Source organism: Rhodococcus sp. 15-649-2-2, assembly GCF_002258645.1.
Lineage (GTDB): Bacteria > Actinomycetota > Actinomycetes > Mycobacteriales > Mycobacteriaceae > Rhodococcoides.
Map to the genome: position 1 here is coordinate 132,088 of NZ_NPFM01000028.1, position 20,190 is coordinate 152,277.

Annotated in this window: 22 protein-coding genes; all 22 read left to right on the forward strand. The window is 62.2% G+C overall.

Features of this window, described 5'->3' with window-relative positions; all coding sequences use genetic code 11:
• Positions 1 to 51: 51 nt before the first annotated feature.
• Positions 52 to 195, forward strand: a complete 144-nt coding sequence (locus CH305_RS29100; RefSeq protein WP_179278338.1) for a hypothetical protein — start codon at positions 52 to 54, stop codon at positions 193 to 195.
• Between the two features lie 56 nt (positions 196 to 251).
• Entirely contained in the window at positions 252 to 536 is a 285-nt protein-coding gene (locus CH305_RS18435) for a hypothetical protein (protein WP_094704528.1), read from the forward strand.
• Positions 536 to 700 (forward strand): hypothetical protein, encoded by a 165-nt coding sequence (locus CH305_RS29105; protein ID WP_179278339.1) that lies wholly within the window; start codon positions 536 to 538, stop codon positions 698 to 700. The genes CH305_RS18435 and CH305_RS29105 overlap by 1 nt, the downstream gene beginning before the upstream one ends.
• 611 nt (positions 701 to 1,311) lie before the next feature.
• Positions 1,312 to 1,725, forward strand: a complete 414-nt coding sequence (locus CH305_RS18445; protein WP_256983865.1) for a hypothetical protein — start codon at positions 1,312 to 1,314, stop codon at positions 1,723 to 1,725.
• A 358-nt stretch (positions 1,726 to 2,083) separates the two neighbouring features.
• The gene (locus tag CH305_RS29520; protein WP_256983866.1) at positions 2,084 to 2,773 is read left to right on the forward strand and encodes a hypothetical protein; all 690 of its coding nucleotides are present in this window, start codon (positions 2,084 to 2,086) and stop codon (positions 2,771 to 2,773) included.
• Positions 2,774 to 2,960: 187 nt separating this feature from the next.
• On the forward strand, positions 2,961 to 3,362 hold the full coding sequence (locus CH305_RS18455; RefSeq protein ID WP_256983867.1) for a hypothetical protein: 402 nt from the start codon (positions 2,961 to 2,963) through the stop codon (positions 3,360 to 3,362).
• 20 nt (positions 3,363 to 3,382) lie between these two features.
• Positions 3,383 to 4,729 carry a phage portal protein gene (locus CH305_RS18460; RefSeq protein WP_179278341.1) on the forward strand — a complete coding sequence of 449 codons (1,347 nt, stop codon included), beginning with the start codon at positions 3,383 to 3,385 and terminating at the stop codon, positions 4,727 to 4,729.
• A complete protein-coding gene (locus CH305_RS29110) occupies positions 4,716 to 6,605 on the forward strand; it encodes an ADP-ribosyltransferase (protein WP_179278342.1) in 1,890 nt (629 codons plus the stop codon). The genes CH305_RS18460 and CH305_RS29110 overlap by 14 nt, the downstream gene beginning before the upstream one ends.
• Before the next feature lies 1 nt (position 6,606).
• Entirely contained in the window at positions 6,607 to 6,909 is a 303-nt protein-coding gene (locus tag CH305_RS18470) for a hypothetical protein (RefSeq protein WP_094704534.1), read from the forward strand.
• Positions 6,910 to 7,065: 156 nt separating this feature from the next.
• Positions 7,066 to 7,680, forward strand: a complete 615-nt coding sequence (locus CH305_RS18475; RefSeq protein WP_094704535.1) for a hypothetical protein — start codon at positions 7,066 to 7,068, stop codon at positions 7,678 to 7,680.
• Between the two features lie 15 nt (positions 7,681 to 7,695).
• Positions 7,696 to 8,055: a capsid cement protein gene (locus CH305_RS18480; RefSeq protein WP_094704536.1), complete on the forward strand. Its 360-nt coding sequence runs from the start codon at positions 7,696 to 7,698 to the stop codon at positions 8,053 to 8,055.
• Positions 8,056 to 8,113: 58 nt separating this feature from the next.
• Entirely contained in the window at positions 8,114 to 9,016 is a 903-nt protein-coding gene (locus CH305_RS18485; RefSeq protein ID WP_094704537.1) for a hypothetical protein, read from the forward strand.
• A gap of 10 nt (positions 9,017 to 9,026) precedes the next feature.
• The gene (locus CH305_RS18490; RefSeq protein WP_094704538.1) at positions 9,027 to 9,263 is read left to right on the forward strand and encodes a hypothetical protein; all 237 of its coding nucleotides are present in this window, start codon (positions 9,027 to 9,029) and stop codon (positions 9,261 to 9,263) included.
• A gap of 3 nt (positions 9,264 to 9,266) precedes the next feature.
• Positions 9,267 to 9,653: a hypothetical protein gene (locus CH305_RS18495; protein WP_094704539.1), complete on the forward strand. Its 387-nt coding sequence runs from the start codon at positions 9,267 to 9,269 to the stop codon at positions 9,651 to 9,653.
• A gap of 380 nt (positions 9,654 to 10,033) precedes the next feature.
• Positions 10,034 to 10,300 (forward strand): hypothetical protein, encoded by a 267-nt coding sequence (locus tag CH305_RS18505; protein ID WP_094704541.1) that lies wholly within the window; start codon positions 10,034 to 10,036, stop codon positions 10,298 to 10,300.
• 405 nt (positions 10,301 to 10,705) lie between these two features.
• Positions 10,706 to 11,149 carry a hypothetical protein gene (locus tag CH305_RS18515; RefSeq protein WP_094704542.1) on the forward strand — a complete coding sequence of 148 codons (444 nt, stop codon included), beginning with the start codon at positions 10,706 to 10,708 and terminating at the stop codon, positions 11,147 to 11,149.
• A gap of 133 nt (positions 11,150 to 11,282) precedes the next feature.
• Positions 11,283 to 11,846, forward strand: a complete 564-nt coding sequence (locus CH305_RS18520; protein WP_094704543.1) for a hypothetical protein — start codon at positions 11,283 to 11,285, stop codon at positions 11,844 to 11,846.
• Positions 11,847 to 11,861: 15 nt separating this feature from the next.
• Complete coding sequence (locus CH305_RS18525; RefSeq protein ID WP_094704544.1) at positions 11,862 to 12,242, forward strand: hypothetical protein; 381 nt, start codon at positions 11,862 to 11,864, stop codon at positions 12,240 to 12,242.
• Between the two features lie 50 nt (positions 12,243 to 12,292).
• Positions 12,293 to 12,664 (forward strand): hypothetical protein, encoded by a 372-nt coding sequence (locus tag CH305_RS18530; protein ID WP_094704545.1) that lies wholly within the window; start codon positions 12,293 to 12,295, stop codon positions 12,662 to 12,664.
• Positions 12,665 to 12,726: 62 nt separating this feature from the next.
• Positions 12,727 to 17,700 carry a phage tail tape measure protein gene (locus CH305_RS18535; protein ID WP_256983870.1) on the forward strand — a complete coding sequence of 1,658 codons (4,974 nt, stop codon included), beginning with the start codon at positions 12,727 to 12,729 and terminating at the stop codon, positions 17,698 to 17,700.
• Positions 17,697 to 18,590: a hypothetical protein gene (locus tag CH305_RS18540; RefSeq protein WP_094704547.1), complete on the forward strand. Its 894-nt coding sequence runs from the start codon at positions 17,697 to 17,699 to the stop codon at positions 18,588 to 18,590. Before CH305_RS18535 ends, CH305_RS18540 begins: the two co-directional genes overlap by 4 nt.
• Entirely contained in the window at positions 18,587 to 20,185 is a 1,599-nt protein-coding gene (locus tag CH305_RS18545) for a hypothetical protein (RefSeq protein WP_094704548.1), read from the forward strand. Before CH305_RS18540 ends, CH305_RS18545 begins: the two co-directional genes overlap by 4 nt.
• The last annotated feature ends 5 nt before the right edge of the window (positions 20,186 to 20,190 follow it).

Genomic DNA, 20,190 nt, shown 5'->3' on the forward strand with positions numbered 1-20,190 from the left:
GGTCGCCCGTGTGGTGCGTTGGTGGATGCTCCGACCGTAGGGGGTTCCGTGATGCCGTCATTGGAGCAGCAGATCGAGGACGCGTACCTGTTGATGTTGGGTGCACGTGAGCGCGGTGACGTAGACGCTGAGTTCGTACAGACCGAACGCGTGAACAATCTCCTCGCCCGCTACCCAAACAGTTCACGCTTCTGACCAGCGCAAAGGCAACATCGCTCACGGGCGGGTAAGCAACCCGAGAGGCAACGCACGTGGCACTCACACCTGAACAGATCGCAGCCGACGAAGCCATCGAAGCTGCTATCGAACAGGCCCGCATCGCATACGGCGAAGACGACCCAGACAGCGGCAAGATCATCACAGCCTGGTACGTCGTCGCGAAGGCTAGCTATTTCGACGATGACCAGGACTTGGTCGCATGGTCGTTCTTCAAGCGAAGCACCATGGACATCGGTGACAGTCAAGGCATCCTCCGTGTCGCCACCATCCGCGAAGACGGCATCACGAACTCCGTCATATACGGAGACGAAGACTGATGACCGTTGGCGACATCCATGTCGTACCTGTCAACGACCTGATCGAGCACCTCGACGACGACTGCCCCTGCGGCGCAACCACCGAACCGGTACCACGCGACGACGGCTCCGTCGGCTGGCTCATCACCCATCACAGTCTCGATGGCCGAGAGCTGCACGAGTAATGGCCCGCGCGACCCTCAAGGTGTGCCGCATCCACGGGTGCCCACACATGCAAGCCGGCCCACTATGCCGAGACCACCTGCGAGAGCAGGAACGCCACCAACGCGCCACCGTCCCCACCAAGATCCACGAACCGGCCGACAGAGCGAGACGTAAAGCCGCAGTCGAAGCCCACCGAGCTATCAACGGTGAATGGTGTCCGGGCATAGGCAGACCAGCCCACACACTCACACCACGCGATGGCGGCCTCACCGCCAACCACATCACCCCCATCGCGCTCGGCGGCTCACCCACAGGACCACTGGCAGTCACCTGCCGATCCTGCAACTCACGCCAAGCAGCCCGCTTCTGAAACCCCTGACCACATAGGGGTGGGGAGTACCACCCACACGGGGGGCCACCACGTTTGGCCGCGGGGGAGGGCGCTCGTAGGTCTGTCAGGTTCTAACAACTTCGAGTCGGTGCGATGCCGGCTCCATTTCCGAGCGGGGCGCGATGCCTCGGATGGAGTGTCGATATGGCTCGTGGTGGTGCTCGCGCAAATTCTGGTCCGCCTCCTGATCCGATGGCGCTTCGTCGTGATCGGCCGTCCGATAAGGATGGTTGGACGACGTTGCCTTCGGAAGGCAGGACGGGGCCGACTCCGAAGTTTCCGTTGTCCCCGTTCTCGTTGGGTGAGGACGCGGATCCTGCTTTGCAGACGCGGGTGCGTCAGCGTGAAGCTGTTGTGTGGCGTCAGATTTGGCGGACTCCGCAGGCTGTGCAGTGGGAGCGATTCGGTTGGTCGCATGATGTCGCGATCTATGTACGGATGCTGGTGATAGGCGAGAACGGTGATGTGAAGGCTCTGTCCGAGGCTCGGCAGTGGTCGGATCGTCTCGGTTTGAATCCTGCTGCGATGCTTCGGAATCGGTGGCGCGTCGCGTCGGATGAGATGCAGGGGAAGCGCGCCGAGAAGGTTGCTGCTGCTCCGAAGAGTTCGAGTTCGCGGTCGCGCATGAAGGTTGTGCCCGGTGGAGGAGCCTGATCGGTCGATCAACTTTCCGACTCTTGGGTTCCTGGTTGCGGATTGGATCGAAGCGCACTGCATCATCCCTGATGGGTTCAAGCTGGGCCAGCCGTTCCGCCTGTACAACGATCAGTTGTTCTTCCTGTGCAATCACTATCGGGTCAAGTCTTCTGCGGTGTGGGTGCCGTCGGATCCGGTGTTGGCTCCGGCGTTTTTCTACCGTCGTTCGCAGTTGGTTCGGCCGCAGAAGTGGGGAAAGGGTCCTCTGACTGCGGCGATCATTGCCAACGAGGGTGCTGGACCGTCGACGTTCGCGGGCTGGGCGCGGGGTGGGGAAACCTACGATTGCCGGACCTACGGGTGTGGTTGCGGGTTCGTGTTCGAGTACGAGCCCGGTGACCCGATGGGTATCCCGTATCCGACCCCGTTGATTCAGTTGACGGCTACATCGGAAGAGCAGACCGACAACGTGTATCGGCCTCTGCAAGAGATGATTCGCCGCGGCCCGCTCGGCGAGTTGATGCGTGTAGGTGAGGAGTTCATTCGCCTCGCGGGGAATGGACGTATCGATGTGGTGACGTCGAGTGCGACGTCCCGCCTCGGTAACCCGATCACGTTTGCGCTGCAGGACGAGACCGGCATCTGGTTGAAGTCGAACCATATGCAGCGGGTTGCTGATACTCAGCGTCGTGGTCTTGCCGGTATGGGTGGTCGGTCGATCGAGACGACGAATCCATGGGATCCGGCTGAGAGTTCTGTTGCGCAGACGACGTTCGAGTCACGTGCTGAGGATATTTTCAAAGACTTTCCGCAGGCACCGGCGTCGTTGTCGTATGGCGACAAGCGGGAGCGGCGGAAGATTCACCGGTTTGCCTACGGTGATTCTTTGCGTGAGCGCGGTGGGCATATCGATTTGGATGCGATCGAGGCCGAGGCGATGGAAATCCTTCCTCGCGATCCGTCGCAGGCGGAGCGGTTCTTCGGGTGCCGTCTTGTGTATGGGCAGGGGTCGTGGCTGCCGGCCGGTTTGTGGGAAGGGTGCTACGCGAATGCTGTGGCTACCTAACCCGCCGGATGGGACCGCGATTTGTGTCGGGTTCGATGGTTCGGACTCGGATGACCACACTGCTTTGCGGGCTGAGACTCGTGAAGGGTTCCAGTTCACCCCGAGGTATGGGCCGGATCGTCGCCCGACAATCTGGGATCCGGCCGAGTGGGATGGGCAGATACCCCGGGATGAGGTCCACGCGGCGATGGACGAAGTGTATTCGCGGTTCGTCGTTTTGCGCGGGTATTTCGACCCACCGGACTGGCGTAGTGAGATCGGCGACTGGGCGCTGTTGTACGGCGCTGAGCACGTCACGGAGTGGGCGACATACCGCACCACGCAAATGCATGAGGCGTTGAAGCGGTTCGTCACCGACCTTTCCACTCACCGGACGACACACGACGGGTGTTCGTCGACCGAGATTGCCGTCGCGAATGCTCGGAAAAAGGCCCGGCCAGGTCAGCGATACATCCTGTCCAAGCCAACTCAGACCCAAAAGATCGACCCTGCAATGGCTTCGGTGCTTGCGCATGAAGCGGCCGCGGATGCGCGCGCCGCCAACTGGCCGGAACCCCGGCCAGTGAGCAACAAAATGATCGGTTTCTGAACCGTAGAGGTGGGGGTGTCGTGGCCGTTGTAAATCCGATCGACCTGATACCCGTCCTCGAAAAGGGACTGAAGGCTGACGCCGCAAACCTGACAAAGTGGGACAACTACTACGAGGGTGAACAGCCCTTGAAGTACATGTCGGAGGCAATGCGGCAGGAGCTCGGCGACACTGTCGCCGAGCTGGTCATCAACTGGGCCCGTTTCGTCGCTGATGCGTACGAGAACCGTTTGGATGTCGAGGGTTTCCGATATGGCGACCAGGATTCCGGCGACGAAGATCTGTGGGCGTGGTGGCAGTACAACAACATGGACGAGAAGTCTCAGCAGGCGCACCTCGATTCCATTTCGTTGTCGCGGTCGTATGTGACGATCGGCTCGAACCCTGAGAAGGGTATGCCTCCGATCAATTCGATCGAGTCGCCGTTTCAGGTGTGGGCGCAGCGGGATCCTGCGACACAGAAGGTCACTGCTGCGATCAAGCGGTGGAAGGACCTCGACGACATCGAGCATGCGCTGGTGTACACGCCGGTGGAGACTGCGGAGTTCGTGCAGAAGCAGGGCGGTTGGGCGACAGGCGAATTCCAGGACAAGCACAATTTCGGGATTGTCCCGGTGGTGCCGTTGGTGAACCGTCCGCGTACGTTGCGGCCGAACGGGACGACCGAGTTCAAGGATCTGATCCCGCTGGCGGATGCCGCGAACAAGATGGCGACGGACATGATGATTTCCGGCGAGTTCCATGCGATGCCTCGCCGGTATGCGTTCGGTTTGAAGCAGTCCGATTTCGTCGACAAGAACGGCCAGCAGGTGTCGGCGTGGTCGATGCTGAAGAACAGGATCTGGGCGAACGAGGACAAGGACGTCAAGGTCGGGACGTTCGAGGAGTCCGACCTGACAGTGTTCCACAATACGATCAAACTGTTGGCGCAGTTGGCGTCTCAGATGGCCGCGCTACCCCCGCACTACATGGGGTTCGTCGGTGACAATCCCGCGTCCGCCGATGCGATCCGTTCCTCGGAGACGCAGTTGGTGAAGCGCATCGAACGCAAACACACGTTCCTCGGTGGAGCTCACGAGGAAGCGCAGCGCATCAACCTGATGTTCATGCGCGGGAAGAGTGAACTCGAGATCCGGGATTTCAGTTTGGAGACGGTGTGGCGTGATCCGTCGACTCCGACCGTGGCGCAGAAGGCGGATGCTGCTGTAAAACTTCACCAGGCAGGTATCACTCCGTTGGAGCAGACGCGTATCGATATGGGGTATAGCGAGACTCAGCGGAAGCAGATGGCGAAGATGGATGAGGCTGCGGTTGCGGCGTCTCCTGCTGCCCGTTTCGCGCGGCCGCTGACCGATGCCACTTCCTGATACGGCGAAGGACCATTACCGGGGTCAGCAGCGGCTGACGATGGAGGTCCTCGCGTACGCGGAGGAGGTGTGGGGGTCTCGGCCGCCTGCTGATTTCGATGTGTGGTTCGCTGCGAATGTCGATGCTTTGGTGCAGATCATGTCGGTCGGTCAGGTTCGAGCTGTCGAGGGTACCGACGAGTACGTGTCGGGGACTTTGGATGAGCTCGGCACACCGGTTGCTTCGGAGTTCGATGTTGTGCCGGAGTCGTTTTCGGGTGTCGCATCGGATGGTCGTTCGCTGGATGGGCTGTTGTACGGCGCTGTGGTGACTGCTGGGAAACAGGTCGAAGCCAAGGGTCCCTCGGCGGCGTGGGGGATGGGTTTGCAGGCACTACAGGTGTACATGCAAACCCAGCTGGCTGACGCTTCGAGGGTCGCTACGAACGTCGCGGTGACTGCCCGCCCGAACACTGGGTATGTGCGGATGCTGAATCCGCCGTCGTGCTCGCGGTGCGCAGTGTTGGCGGGCCGCTGGTACCGATGGAATGCAGCGTTCCGTAGGCATCCGGGTTGTGACTGCAGAGCGGTTCCCAGTCTCGCGGATGCTGCCAGTGACATCACGGTCGATCCGGTGAAGTACTTCGATTCACTGTCGGTCGCCGAGCAGAACAAGACGTTCACCATGGCGGGTGCTGACGCGATCCGGTCCGGCGCAGATATCGGGCAGGTCGTCAACGTCCGCCGCGGCGCTACCGGTTTGGATTCGGCGGCCGGGTCAACGGGGTCATTGCAGACCCAGGATGTGTATGGGCAGCAACTGTTCACGTCGACGGAGGGTGTGACGAAGCGTGGTGTCGCCGGCAAGGTGATCCGTGCGCGCGGCCGTAACCCTGCGACGACCCCGAGGTTGATGCCGGAGTCAATCATGGAGCTCGCTGAGTCCCGTGAAGATGCGTTGCGGTTGCTTCGAGCGAACGGATACATCCTGGACCGGTCAGGCCCTGTATCCGGTGCTGGTTCACGAACGGGCCTGGTCCCGGATATCCGCAAGCCGGTCCGTCCGGTCATTGATCTCGATGCGGTCGCTGCAACGGAGGCGGCGAAACGCGCAGCCTTCCAACAGAACGTCGATGACACGAAGTCGTGGTTGGCCGCGGAGTCGAAATACACCGCAGACGTCACCGCGTGGCTCGCGGCGGAGAACACGTACAAGGCGACCCAGCCAGCTCGGGTGTTCACCGACGACGAAGGGCATGACTTCGGCTTCGACGTGTGGCACGGGTACGCCGACGGTCTCGATGCCCAGCAGCGAGCAATGATCCTCGAGTACACCGGAAACGGTTACCGGGCGATCAACAGCGGGCTCCGCGGCGACGGTGCCCATGCGCCGGGTTCGTTCGGGAACATCACCGACCCGGTCGAGCGCACGAAGCTGCTCGAGAACGTCACAGAACTCGTCAGGGTCATCGCCGCGGCCCCGCGGATACCGGAGAACATTCGGGTTTCGCGAATGGTCGAAGAACGAGTGCTCGGCATCAGCCGCGACGGCTCTCTCCGAACCGCTCAGGCTTCCAGTCTCATCGGCGACGTGAAAAGGGACGACGGCTTTATGTCGACGTCCATGGAATCGTCGTCGAGTTTCGGGAACACCGGCGAACTCCAACTCGTGCTCGATGTTCCGGAAGGCACTCAGGCGTTGTACGTGTCGTCGCATGAACGTCTCGCGAACGGTAAAGCCGACCCGAAAGGTTTGGCGGCATACGGTCCGGAAGAGAACGAGCTGGTCCTCGGCCGCGGCGTAGAGTACGAGATCACCGGCATGGCCGAGAACGGCCGCCATCTGATTCTGTACGCACGAGTGGTCGGGCAGAATCCCGACCGGATCGGGGGGTGAGATGGGAAGCCTGTCGGATCCCTCCGATGTCGGTGCGCGCGCCATCAGCGGTGCGTCGTACGCAGTGAACATGTCTGGCCCGGGGCGTTGGGTGCGGCTACCTGATCTCGGGTTGTTGTGGACCAATGATTCGGACTCGGTGCAACTGAACTGGGTTCCCAACGCCGACCAGGACGCTGCGAACGCAATCCGCGTCGGCTTGAAATCGCTTGCCAGGAGCAGCGTTCCCGCCGCCGTGGCATTCGACCAGATAGCTTCCCGTTACTCCGGAATCGTTCGATCCGGAGACTTGTCTTCACTCTGATTTCCATCGCTCACTGACCCCGTACGCCACGCGCTGCGGGGTTTTTTGATGCCCACATTCTTCCCCGCACAGCGGGGATGTTCATCCACTCCAGGCGATCTGGGGTGGTTCGACGTCGCGATGACGTTTCCAACCCATCCTGGAGGTTCCATTCCTATGACCACTCCCGTTCCGGCTGCTCCTGTTCCCACTCCCGCCGAGGTGGCACCACAAGTCACCCCGGCAGCCCCTGTCGAACCTGCACCTGTTGCTGTTCCGGCACCGGTCGCTACTCCTGCTCCTACTCCCGGCGCGACGCCGGAGTACCCCGAGGGTCTCGGTGACCCTGGCAAGAAGGCGCTCGATGCAGAACGAGAAGCACGTGCGACAGCTGAGAAGGCGCTGAAGGAGTTTCAGGACAAAGCGGCGGCCGATGCCAAGAAGATCGCGGACGAGAAATTGTCCGAGCTCGAGCGGGCGCAGAATCTGGCGTCCGAGAAGGCTACGGCTGCAATGGAGAAGGAAGCCGAGAACCTCCGGCTTCGGTTCGCCATCACGAATTCGGTTCCCGCTGTATGGATCGATCGACTCAAGGGCGCGACGCCCGAAGAGTTGGCTGCTGATTGGGCGACCATCCAGCCGACTCTGGCTCCTGCTGTACCGCCGGTTCCTCCGGTGGACCCGAACGCACCGCGTGTTCCCGCGCCGGTTCCTTCGCAGGGGCCGCAACCCGGACGTCCGATGACGCCGGAAGAGCTGCTGTACGAGCAGTTCCACCCACAATCCAACTGAAAGTGAGGCCTTGACATGGCCGAATACATTCCCATCCGGAAGCCGGGTGCCGACGTCCCGTTGACGGCATCTGTGGCTGTCACCGGCGGTCAGCTGGTGTTCATCTCCGGCAACGAGACCGTCGCTCCCACAACCGCTGCAACGTCAGCGTGGGTCGGTGTCGCCGCGAACGATGCTGCCGTCGGCGAGAAGGTCACCGTTCACCGCGGTGGTGTCCACGAGCTCGCTGCATCCGGTGCTATCGCCGCCGGCGCTCGAGTGCTCCCCGCTGCTGCGGGTGCTGTCGCCACGATCGGCGCAGGAACCGACTACTCCCAGGTCGTCGGTATCGCAACGTCCGCTGCCGCCTCCGGCAAGGTCCGCGTCGCTTTCTGAGCGACCCACCTCAATCCCTCTGGAGCCCAGCGGCTCCCAGTACTGAAGGAGAGCCACTATGGCGATCACATACCCAGCGGGGCCGCCCGTCTATTCGGGTGACATCGAATCGATCAACCGGTACCTCGCTACCCCGTCCGTCGTTGCACGCCGCATCAATACCATCGCGGCACAGCGCTTCGTGTCGGATTTCATTCTGACCTCCCGAACCGATGTGTCCGGTGGCGCAGTCGTCTTCGAGCAGGACGATCCGCTGTACACCGACCGCGCACCCGAGGCCATCAGCCCGGGCGGTGAGTACCCGCTCACCGGTCTCGGTGACGGAACTCCGCAGGCCGTGAAGGTCACCAAGTGGGGCCAGGACGTGCCCATCACCGATGAGAAGATCAAGCGCTCCAACTTCTCTCCCGTGGAGAAGGCATTCCAGCGTCTGGTCAACACTCTGGTGAAGACCGTCGACGGTCTCGCCCTGTCCCTCGTCGCGTCGCAGGTCACCGCGACTCAGGCAGCTGCTGCTTCGTGGGCTGGTTCGACGTCGACGATCCTCCGGGACATCATGCTCGCGAAGGCGAAGGTCACAGCCCTGAACAAGGGATACGAGCCGAACGCCATCGTCGTTGACGACGCGACGTGGGCGCTGTTGGCATCCGACGACAAGCTGTCGACTCTGATGGCACGCGAGGACAAGGGAAATTCGGTCTACACCGGCGAATTCCGTGTCGTCGCTGGTCTGACGATCCTCCCGACGCCGAACCTGCCTGCGGCCGGCGCGTGGATCATCGACACCAATGCTCTCGGCGGTATCGCCGACGAGAAGCTCGGCCAGGGCTACACCGGTGACGTCGTCGAGACGAAGTCGATCCGCGACGAGGACAACGACCAGTGGCGTGTCCGTGCTCGCCGTGTCTGCGTTCCGTACGTCAACGAGCCCGGTGCCGCCATCAAGATCACCGGAATCTGAGAGGTCTGACATGGGATACGTAGTCACCGCGCCGCTCGTCGGCGTGAACGGCGAAGACGGCAAGCTGAAGATGCTCTACAAGGGCGCTCTCGTTCCGGCTGATGTGTCGGCTGAGGATCTGGAGCGTCTCGAGGACGGCGGGCTGATCACCAAGACCGACGACAAGTCGGACGATGGTGAGCCCTCCGCAGCTGAGAAGCGTGCAGCAGCTGCTGCAGCGAAGGCTGCCGCTGGGGCCAAGGCCTGACCTGTGGCCTACCCGCTGATCGAGTTGGTGGACCTGCAGGAGTGGCGTCAAGAGGTGTTCCTCGAGGCGCAGCAACCGCAGGTCCTCCGACTGATCCGGTTCGCGTCGGCAGTCGTCCGGGATGAAGTCCCCACTCTCGATACCGATGTCCAGAATGCTGTTCTGGACCGGGATCTCGTCGAAGGCATCATGTGCGTCGTCGTGTCCCGCGCGTTGGACAGCATGCGGGTCGGCACCAACATCAAGTCCGAGCAGTTCCCGGAGATCACCACCGAGTACAACTTCCAGTCCGTCGACATGGAAGAGGTCGTGTATCTGTCGGCCGGGCAGAAGGAGCGCCTGTCCCCGAAGACGGAGCAGGGTTCCTCGTTTTCGATTGCTCCCGGATGAGGTTCGTGGAGCGGTGGGTTCTACTGCGGGACAACCCGGGTGTCCCCGATGAGTCGACTGGTGTGCTGAAACCGGTTCCGCCGACGGAGATTCCGTATGCGGGGCTGTTGCAGCAACGCCAGTTGTCGTCTTCATCGGTCGATGCGGGGAACACGGAACTGTATCCGGGGAATGTTGTGTCCTCGTTCGTGCTGCTGCTCGAACCGGCCCCTCTCGACGGGTCGGTGTTGGATCCTCCCCGCGCGAAGGACCGCTTGCGGGGCCCTGACGGACTTGTTGTGCACGTCGTCGGTCTGACTCGGCCCCGGCGGAATCGTAATCATCAACCCCGCTATATCGCGGCCATCGTGCGCGCGAGCAGCGATATGAAGGAGTGAATCATGGCTGACGAAGCCACTACTGAGACCCCGAAGTCGGGGATCGTCAAGTTCACCGACGCCGACGGAAACACGCGGTGGGGTGATGTGAACTCGAAGCTGTACGAACGGCATGTCCGAGACACGTCGAAGGACGACGACAAGCATGAGGCAGTCGCCCCGGATGCTGCGCCTGTGGATCCGCCGGCCGAAGTGAAGGCCGACAAGATCCCCGACGTCGTCGTTCCGCCTGAAGACAAGTCGCGTCGCCCCCGGGTCGCCGGAGCCTGACATGGCCCGCGTCGCGATCTACCGGGAGCAACTCCGGGCGGAAGCGCTACGCCTTTCGACGCCAGGTCGTACCGAGATTGCCGAGAAGATCCTCAATCGATTCGACGCAACAGTCCCGAACCGCACTGGTGAGTTCCAGCGGGGAGCAAGTGTTCTCGTTGAGGGCTCACGGGTGTACGTCGAAGACGACGACCCGGAAGCCTTCTGGAAGGAATACGGCACTTCGCAGCGCCGTGCATTGGCGACACTCACCAGTGCGGCTCGCGAGTTCGGTAGGTATCGCGGCTTCCAACCACGGAGGGGCGGTTCATCTTCCCGGAGCAACCTTGTCAGCTACACGACTCGGTCCGGGACTGTTCGGATGGTGACACGCGCCCAACGTGACTACTTCAATCGAGGTAGGGCATGACGACGTCCACACCGTACGTACCTGGCGCTATCCGCCAGTTCCTGCGGAGCATCGACGAGTACACGACACTCTGCCCTGCGGACGGGATCGTCACCGGCGATCTACCCCCTGGGGACATCACGGCACCGTTCGCGACGATCACCGCGCCATCGAATTACGGGGTCGACCCCATGCTGCGGCGGCCGCTCATCCAGATCGATGTGTGGGTTCCGCGGTGGGAAATCCTCGGCGGCGATGTCGAACCCGAGGAACTGGCCTGGAACATCGGCGATCTCGGTGCCCGGCTGATCCACAAGGCCCGGCAGCAGAAGTTCCGAAACTGCACATGGAATGCCGAATGGATCGACGGGCCGATCACCGAAGTCGACCGGCAGCGGGGCGTCGATCTTCCCTTGTTCCGCTCCATCACTCGGTTCGACGTGAAAGTCGTCGTCCGCTAGCGCGCTTTTCGCGCCCCTGTTCCGCCTATCCGGCGGCCATAACGTCCCACCTCTGGTGTTGCTTGCTCGGCATGTCCAGGGGTGGGGCTTCCACAAGAGCTCACGAGCGTGAGCCAATCAAGGAGGTACTTTCGTGAGCACTTACGTAGATCCGGAGAAGGCGTATGTCTGGCAGGACGGCGACGCTTTCCGCGCCCCTGCAGGCACCCTCATCCCAGCGAACCCGTTCGCCCCTTCCCCTTCCACTGGTACTGGCACCCCGGTCGTGTGGGATCCGTTCGGTGGCATCGAGGCCGGGTTCGAGCAGAACCCGTCCCAGGACACCAAGGAACTGAACATCTGGAACAACCGCAAGTCGGCGTACAAGCTGGCCCGCGGACCTCGTTCCGACCGTTTCAAGATGAAGCCCGTCGACTACTCCAAGGCCACCGTCTCCACGGTGCTGCAGGGTGGCGCGATCACGCAGGTCGGTTCCACCGACGTGTTCCGTTGGGATGTCGGCGATTCCGAGGAATTCGCGATCCTGCTCCGCTTGTACGACGACGAGGATTCGCTGGTTCTGTACTGCTCGCGGGTCACCCTGTTCACCCCTCCGGCGCGAAATCTGGGTGGCGACAAGATCGACGGCTGGGACATGGAACTCCTGGCCCTGTCCGAGGTCGTCCCGTACACGAACACCAACCCGCTCGCTATCTGAGCTTAGGAATCAATCATGCCGAGCACCCCACGTAAGTCCACGGCCCGTCCGGCTCAGCGCGATGCTGAGCCGGCGGCAACGGTCGAGCGACTCGATCTGTTGGATTGCCTTGCCACCGAACCCTTGCCACCTCTCGAGGTGACGTTGCTCGGTGTCGACGCTGACATCAGGCGGGAGTTCACAGGTAAGGAATCGGTTCGATTCTTTCAGCTGCTGAACGCCGGTAAGCATCTGTCGATGCTGCAGTTGATCGTCGGTGACGACGCCGGCGCGGCGTTGTGGGAAAAGGTTTCCCCGCCCGTCCCTCCGGCTCATGCTGCGAAGGTCATCAACCGGATCGTGAACCTGTCGACTCTCGCCGAGGGGGAAATTCTAGCGCCCTTGCCTACCTCCTGACCGAGGATGGCCAGGGCGCAGCATTCGCAGGATTCCGGAAACATTTCGGGATGGGCCTCGCAGACGGGTTAGCTCTTCCGCATCGCGAGTTCACGTCACTGCTGCGGTCGGTATTCGACTGGGATGCGCAGTCCCGGTTCGATTCCGAGAATATCGCGATGCTCGTCGACCGTGACGACTTCTGGCTCCACTCGGAGTACCGGCAGTGGATCACGGACCCGAACGATCCTGAGGTGAAGAAGCAGCGTGAGCAGGCAGCGAAGCCTCCACCGGACCCGCTGATCCCTCCTGTCGGGCAACGACTGGAACGCAATTCTTCCGCCTTGTGGGAGGACTACGCCCGCAAGGTGAAGAAGTACAGCAGCGTCGAGAAGAAGAAGATCCCGCTCAGTGAGCTCGGGAAGATGTGGCAGATCGGCTGACCGACAATTGAATTCGACCATCGGAGGTGAGTCCCATAGCCGGTGGACGGATAGATATCGAGGTGGGCGCTGATCTATCAGCCCTCAACAGTGAGGTGCAGTCCGGTGCAGATTCTGCCGCGGACACCCTCCAGGGGCTGATCGGTAAGGTCGCTCAGTTCGCTGCCGTCGCCGGGGTCGGGTTGTCGTTCGCGTCGGTCATCGAGACCGGCAACGAATTCACTCGCACCCTCAACAGCCTGTCCGGTGTTACCGGTGCCACGGCCGCTGAGATGGACACGCTCAAAGCGAAGTCGATGGAGCTCGGCAACGACGTCGATCTGTCGGCGACGTCCGCGAACGATGCTGCGTCCGCGATGTTGGAGTTGTCGAAGGGCGGCTTCACTGTCGAGCAGTCGATGGAGGCCGCGAAGGGCACTCTGCAGCTGGCGGCGGCAGCTCAGATCGATGCTGCGGAGGCGGCGACTATTCAGTCGCAGGCACTGCAGGCGTTCGGCCTGGACGCATCGTATGCCGCCACTGCGTCGGATGTGTTGGCGAACGCCGCGAACGCGTCGTCGGCGGAAATCACCGACATCGCATCGGGTCTCGCCCAGTCGGGTGCTGTTGCGAACCAGTTCGGTCTGTCGATCGAGGACACGTCTGCGACGTTGGGCATGCTCGCCAACGCGGGCATCACCGGATCCGATGCCGGCACCCTGCTGAAGTCGACACTGCTGTCTCTGACAGACACGTCGAAGCCTGCCCAGGGGGCGATGGAGACTCTCGGTCTCACTGTCTATGACGCGCAGGGCCAGTTCGTCGGCATGGAGTCGCTGATCGGGCAACTGCAGACCGCGTCCCAGAACCTGACACCTGAGCTATATCAGCAGGCGACCGCAACCCTGTTGGGGTCGGATGCGATGCGTCTCGGTGGTGTCGCCGCCGAGCAGGGTGCCGCCGGGTTCAACTCGATGCGCGCCGCGGTCGGTGAGCAGGGCGCTGCTGCAGCGTTGGCTGCTGCCCAGAACCAGGGACTCCCTGGCGTTTTCGAGCGGATGGGGAACACGTCGGAGCGGTTGCAGCTGCAGCTCTACGACTTGATCGACGGACCTCTGACATCCCTCGGAACTGCGGTCGTCGACCTCGCCGACAATGCGCTCGACAACTTCGATGGTGTCGTCGCGAACGCACAGACGTCGATGACTGGTCTCGGTGGCACCTTGTCGAATGTTGCTCTGTCCGACTTCCCGATGTTGGAGTCGGCGTGGGGGAGTCTGTCGAATTCCGGTGAAAGCCTCGTCGGGATCGCGTCCACAGCCGGGACTGCCCTCCTGGATCTCGGTGAAGGCGCACTCGTGTCGGGTGGCCTGCTCGACACTCTGCAGGCCGCCGGGCAGGGTGCGTCCGCAGGCCTCTCCGGCGTGTTGAACGTCGTCGAGCCGTTGGCGTCAGCTGCGGGATCTCTGGTGGGGGTCTTCAGCAACCTGCCGGGTCCAATCCAGACAGCAGCGTTGGCGCTGGTCGCGTTCCGTGTCGCATCGTCGGCATTCGGCACCCTGATGGCCCGCCCGACCTCCGAGTTGGGTCGATTCGGGACGGCAATCCAGAACACAGGAAGGTTCGCGCAGAACCTCGGTCCCAATCTTCAGTCCGCCGCGGCGAATGCCCGCCAGTTCGCCACCGCTACCGGTGCAGTGGTTCAGACGACTCGCATCGGTGCAGTGTCTGTCGGTGGGTTCGGGTCGTCGATCGCAGCTCTTGGGCAACGAGCTCCGTCGATCGCCGCGATCCAATCGTCGTTCGTCGGCGCTGCTGGTGCCGCGGCGCTAGCCGGTCAGTCGCTGGCCCGCACCCAGGGTGCTCTTGCAGCCACCGGCACCGCTGTCCGCCTCGGAGCCGGTGGGTTGGCCACCGCCCTCGGTGGCCCGGTCGGTATCGCGATCACTGCTGCTGTCGTCGGCTTGTCGCTGTATGCGTCGAATCAGCGGAAGGCTGCGCAGGCAACGGAAGAGCACAAGGCCGCTATCAGTGGTCTGATCGGAAACCTCGACGCCGAGACCGGCGCACTATCCGAAGCCGGCATCAAGGCCAACGCGGAGGCACTCGCCAAAGACGGCTACATCGACAAGATGAAGGACGCTGCGTTCACGACGCAGGAATTCACTCAGGCCACAGCGGGTTCCGTCCCCGAACTGGAGAAGGTCAACACCGCTCTGCGTGAGCAGACCCAGGCAGCCCTCGAAGGCAGTGGACCGTTCAAGGTCCGAGCTGATGCCCTCAAGGAAATGGGCATCTCCACCGATGACCTGACGCGTGCACTGATGGGTGATGCCGACGCGCAGGATCGCGTCAACGGTGCCCTCGATACGCACAACAAGACTTCCGGTGAAGGCACCATCCGGCTGAAGGACTTCGCGGACGGGCTCGGTGAGTCCGGCACGAACGCTGTCGATCTGAGCCTCAAGCTCGGCTCGATGAACGCTGATCTGAGCGAGGCTCAGAAACAGGCGCAGCAGGCAGCTCAAGCACTGGCGGATGCCGACCCGGCTGCCCGGGATCTCGCGAAGTCGATGGACACTCTCTCGTCGTCGACCGCCTCGGCGGAAGACAAGACATCAGCCCTGAAGAATGCTCTCGACATTCTGTCGGGCGGCGCTAAGGGATTCGACGCCGCAGTCGCCGCGGCGAACGAGCAGATCGGGCAACTCCCGGAACTGTGGGCCGCGGCAGCCGATACCGGTGCCGTCGATGCTGCCGGTAACAAGATCCTCGACTACGGCACGATCATCGACCAGACCACCGGCCGTATCAGCCTGAACACCGATGCCTCACGTGCGTTGTCGGAGAGCATGTACGGGGTCCGCGACAACATGGCTGCCGCGGCGCAGGCCGCACAAGACTATGCGCTGAAGAACGGGCAGTCCCAGGATCAGGCACGGCAGGCGGCGCTCGTTGCGTCGCGGGGAATCTACGACGCGTTCCTCAAGTCATCGGAGGGTGCTCGACTCGCCGGCGTCGATGTCGATGCGCTCGCGGCCGCGTTGGGGATTCTTCCCCCGGAGAAGCTCGTGGATCTGTTGGTCCCCAATGCCGGCGTGGTCACTGCCGAGTTGGAGAACATCAAGCGGCTGCTCGACGAGACTCCCGACAACAAAGCCATCACTGTTCAGTCGTTGTCCGACGATGCCCGTTCCAAGCTCGAGGACATCGGCATTACGGTCCGAGAGTTGCCTGATGGGCAGTTCGAGATCATCGCGCAGGATCAGGCGGCACGCGACAAGATCCGGGATCTGCTGATCCCGCAGACGTTGACGGTCACGATCGACACCGCGTTGACTGCGAAGGCTCAGAGGGACTTCAACCGCGACGGTGTGCAGGGGCCGGTCGCTCCTGTGCTGACCCCCCCAGGCAGGGCCGACGGCGGGTTCCTGCCGACGACCGGTCCGGGTACCGAGGTTGTGGATGGGTTCCTCGGTCTCATCGGCGGGATGCCTGCTGTGCGTCTCGACGGCGGGGAGGCAATCACCCGCCGGACGATGGCCCAGAAGTATCCGGCGGAGCTCGAGCAGATCAATGCGGGCACGTTCCCGAAGCTCCCCGGTTATGCGACCGGCGGTGTCATCGACGGCGTCACGGCGGCGCAGCAGTACGTCCAGGGTATGGACGGAATGGAGTACGTTCCCGGGTCTCGGGACTGCTCGTTTGTCGTGTCGGCCGCGCAGTCAATAGCGATGGGTGGAGAAGCGAAACGTCTCTACACCACCTACTCACTGCTCGACGGGATGACCGCTGGGCTGGTCGCGGGTGGATCGCCATCGGATCTGTTCGTCGTCGGAACGTCGCAGGAACACATGTCTGCGACGGTCGGTGGAATCAACATCGAGTCCGGTGGAGCAGGCGGCGGCGTGCAGTACGGCCGGACCGCCGCTGGCGCTTTCGATCCACAATTCACGAGCCTGTACCACCTTCCGCTGGAACTGATTTCACCCCCGGTCAGCGGGGATAGTTCCGCAACATCGGTCGGCGGCTACTCGTACTCGGGTACGTCGAAGAAGGCGACGTGGGCGGAGAAGGACCAGATCGCGCTCGAGCGTGCTGTCGTCGCGGTGCAGCAGGCGGAAGAGGCCCGCGACAAAACGTTCGCGAACGGTAAGAAGTCCGAAGCGGACCGGCAGCAGGCTGTCCTGAAAATCACCGCAGCAGAGCAGAAGGTCAAGGACCTCGAAGCCAAGAAAAATGCTGCAGCGAATGGACTGGATACCCCTCCTGCCCCGCAGGCCCCGGAGCTGACAACGAACTACACCGACGACGAACTGTCGCGCCTGGATCTGGAAGCAGCTGTCGTGGAGGCGAATCGGAAACGCAACGAGGTGTATGCGGCATCCGACCCGGAATCCACCCCGGAGGAGAAGGCCGACGCGGACCGTGCGCTGCAGCGTGCCCGGAATGCGCTGACGAAGAGTAAGTCCGGTGGGTCTTCGGGAACGGGTGCGTTCACCACAGCTGATCAGTGGTCGGCCGCTCTCGGCGAGATCGTTGGGTCCGCCGTGACCGAGAACGTCGGTGATGTTCTCGGCTATTACGGGGCCGACGACATGGGTGTGGTCGGGAAGCTGGCGATGGTCGGCCTGAACGCTGCGATGAATCCCCCGGAGATGCAGATCTCACCGGAGGAAGCACAAACCCAGTTGCCGGTCACCCCGGGTGCCCCGAACTGGATCGAGGAGTTCATGAAGGCGATGAACCCGAAGTTGTTCGACACCGGTGGCGAGTGGGCGTCGGGGACGTTGGGAGCGAACATGTCTGGTTTCTCGGAGCTGGTTCTGACCAACGATCAGCGAAAGTATTTGGAGTCGGAGCGCAACATGATTGCAGCATTGGCAAAGGGCGGGTCGCAGGTTGCGGCCGCTGCGCCTGCAGGGGATCCGTTCGCCGGTCAGCGACCGATCACCATCAACGCCAAGGGTTACGACCGCCGAGAAGTCAAGGCCGGTGTCCGCGCAGCCCGCGTCCAGGAGCATTTCGAGGGTCTGTCTGTGCGGGTGCAGGGATGACATTCTTCCCTGACGGCACAGCGAATGTGACGATCGCCGGTCCGGGACCGAAAGAGTATCTCCCGGAACGGTCCTGGCTACTGTCCGAACATCACCAGGTAGCTCAGCGTGATGGAACACCACGTCCCGATGGGGGTGTGGTGATGGCGACCGGCTGGGCGGACTACGTCGAGCCGAAAGCTACCCATCAGTGGTTCAAGTCGGCTCGAGGTGACGGCGCAATCTGGTTGGGTTCGGTCGTCGAGCCTCGCGAGTTCCAGATCCCCGTGTACGTGCATCGCACTCTGGGTCGTCCGTTCGGCGACGTGAACGACTCGTTCTGGCAGGACATCGCCTACGAGTTCCAGTCACGCCTGTTCGTGAACTCGAAGCGGCGTGGGACGTTGTTCTGCGACTTCCGGCTCGCGGACATGCCGCAGATCACCCACGACCAGGACCCCGAGTTCGAGCAGTTTCAGCCGTACCTCATTCCTGTCGTCGTGGAGCGGCCGTGGTGGTTCGGACTCACCGAGGTGTTCACGTGGGTGAACGGGCAGCCGACCGCGAAGAAGTTCATCTACAACTCCGGTGACCGGAAAGCGATGCCGATCTGGACGCTGAAGGGCCCCGGGGTATTTCAGCTCCCGGTCGGCCCCACCGGGGATGCGGTGGTGACCACACCGAACCTGCAGTCCGGGGAAGTCGTAGTCATTCACACCGACAATTCCCGCACCCCGAAGTCGAACAAACGCCAGTTCTTCTACCGCGACATGGGAGCTCAACGATTCCGAGGAATCAACGCCGTCCCCGGGCATCGGAAGTTGCCGATGACTCTGCTGCGGTGCATCGGCGGTAACGCTGCGTCGTCTGCGGTGTGTGAGATCGAACCGAAATCACGGAGGCCGTTTTGACTGCACCCGTCATTGATGCCTCCCATGTCCCGCTCGATGCGTGGTCTGCTGCTGCGTGGCGGGAACTGCTCGACGTCCCACCGTCTCGTGGTGTCGACGCCGAGTTCGAGGTGGAACTGTTCGATTCGGAGATCAAGCCGGTAGGGATGATCGTCGACTACTCGTCGTGCCGGATCAAGTTCGTGAAGAACAAGATCGGGCCTGCGCAGATCGTCATCCCGGGGTCGTCGGAGTTCGCCGGCCAGATCATGAAGTGCGACTCGACGACAGTGTTCATTCGGGTCACGTACAACGGCCGGAACTACGACGGTCTCGTCGACGAGGCGATCCGTAAGGGCATCAAGGGCAACAAGACCATCACGGTCAACTTGGTGGACATGCAGATCTACCTGGCCTGCATCATGGCGTACCCGATGCCGTTGCCGGGTTTCGAGGAGGTGCAGTTCCCACCGGAGGACCTGTATGTAGGTCCTCTGCGGTCGGGGATCTACTGGTATCTGCAGCGGAATGTGTGGAGGTTGCAGTTCCGCACTGGGCAGTGCCCGATCACCCTGTTGCCGTACGACATTCTGCGTGACACCTCCGAGTGGGTGACGATGCAGGCCCGGATGGTGCCGCTCGACGAACTGTTCGAGCGGGTGTTGAAGGATTCGTCGTGCATGATCCGGATGCGGATGTGGATCAAAGGGCGTGACCCTCAACCGATGCCGGACCGGCTGACGTTGCTCGAGTCGCAGATCATCGTCGATGTCGTGGACCGCCCGAAGTCCGGTGGAGTACTCAACACCGGGTTCATCGTCGACGGGTTGGCGAACACCATCTCGGAGACCATCGCAGATTCCATCAACGGTTTGCTCGGCGGGTTCCTGCCCGGGTTGGCGGATCTGATCTCGAAGCAGCTGAAGCAGACCGAGTTGCCGTCGTGCGTGTGGTCGGAGGATTCCGAGGGAATCATCGATGCGACTGTCACTGCGAAGGCGATGGAAGCGTATTCGGTTGTGGTGGGCGGCAAATCACCCACCTGGCTGAACAAACTCTTACAGCTCGCCATCGAGCAGGGCATCATCGCGCTCGCCACATCGGTGCTCACATTCCTGTCCATCCCGATCGGTGGCCTCGGCGGCATCATCGGCGGCGTCGCAGGGGCCCTGTCGGGGATCTTGGACGATGTGTTCCTGGCGTTCATGAAGGCCACGAACTACAAACTCAAACGCGAGCACGGAAAGTTCGCTCGCCCAGAGAAGTTCGTCAACGGCGGTGCCGCGGGCTACACGTTCTCCAGTTTCCAGAACGCGCAACAGGGATTGTTCGACAACGCCGGCAAGCGCCGCGCGAAGGTCGAGGTTCTCGACTGGGCACCGTTCGGTGCGTTCTACGACTACGACCTGGGTCATCTTGTCGGGTGGGAGGACGAGGGGGAGACGTTCTTCGATCGGGTGGAGTCGATCGAGGTCAACGACGACCGTGATGAGCGGGTGGTTGTGCGGACTGTCATCGGTGATGACGAGCCGGAGAAGTCGCCTGGGCAGAAGTCGCAGGAGCGTATCAAGCGTTTGTTCTCGATGATCAACGCCGCCACCCTCGCAACGAATTAGAGGAG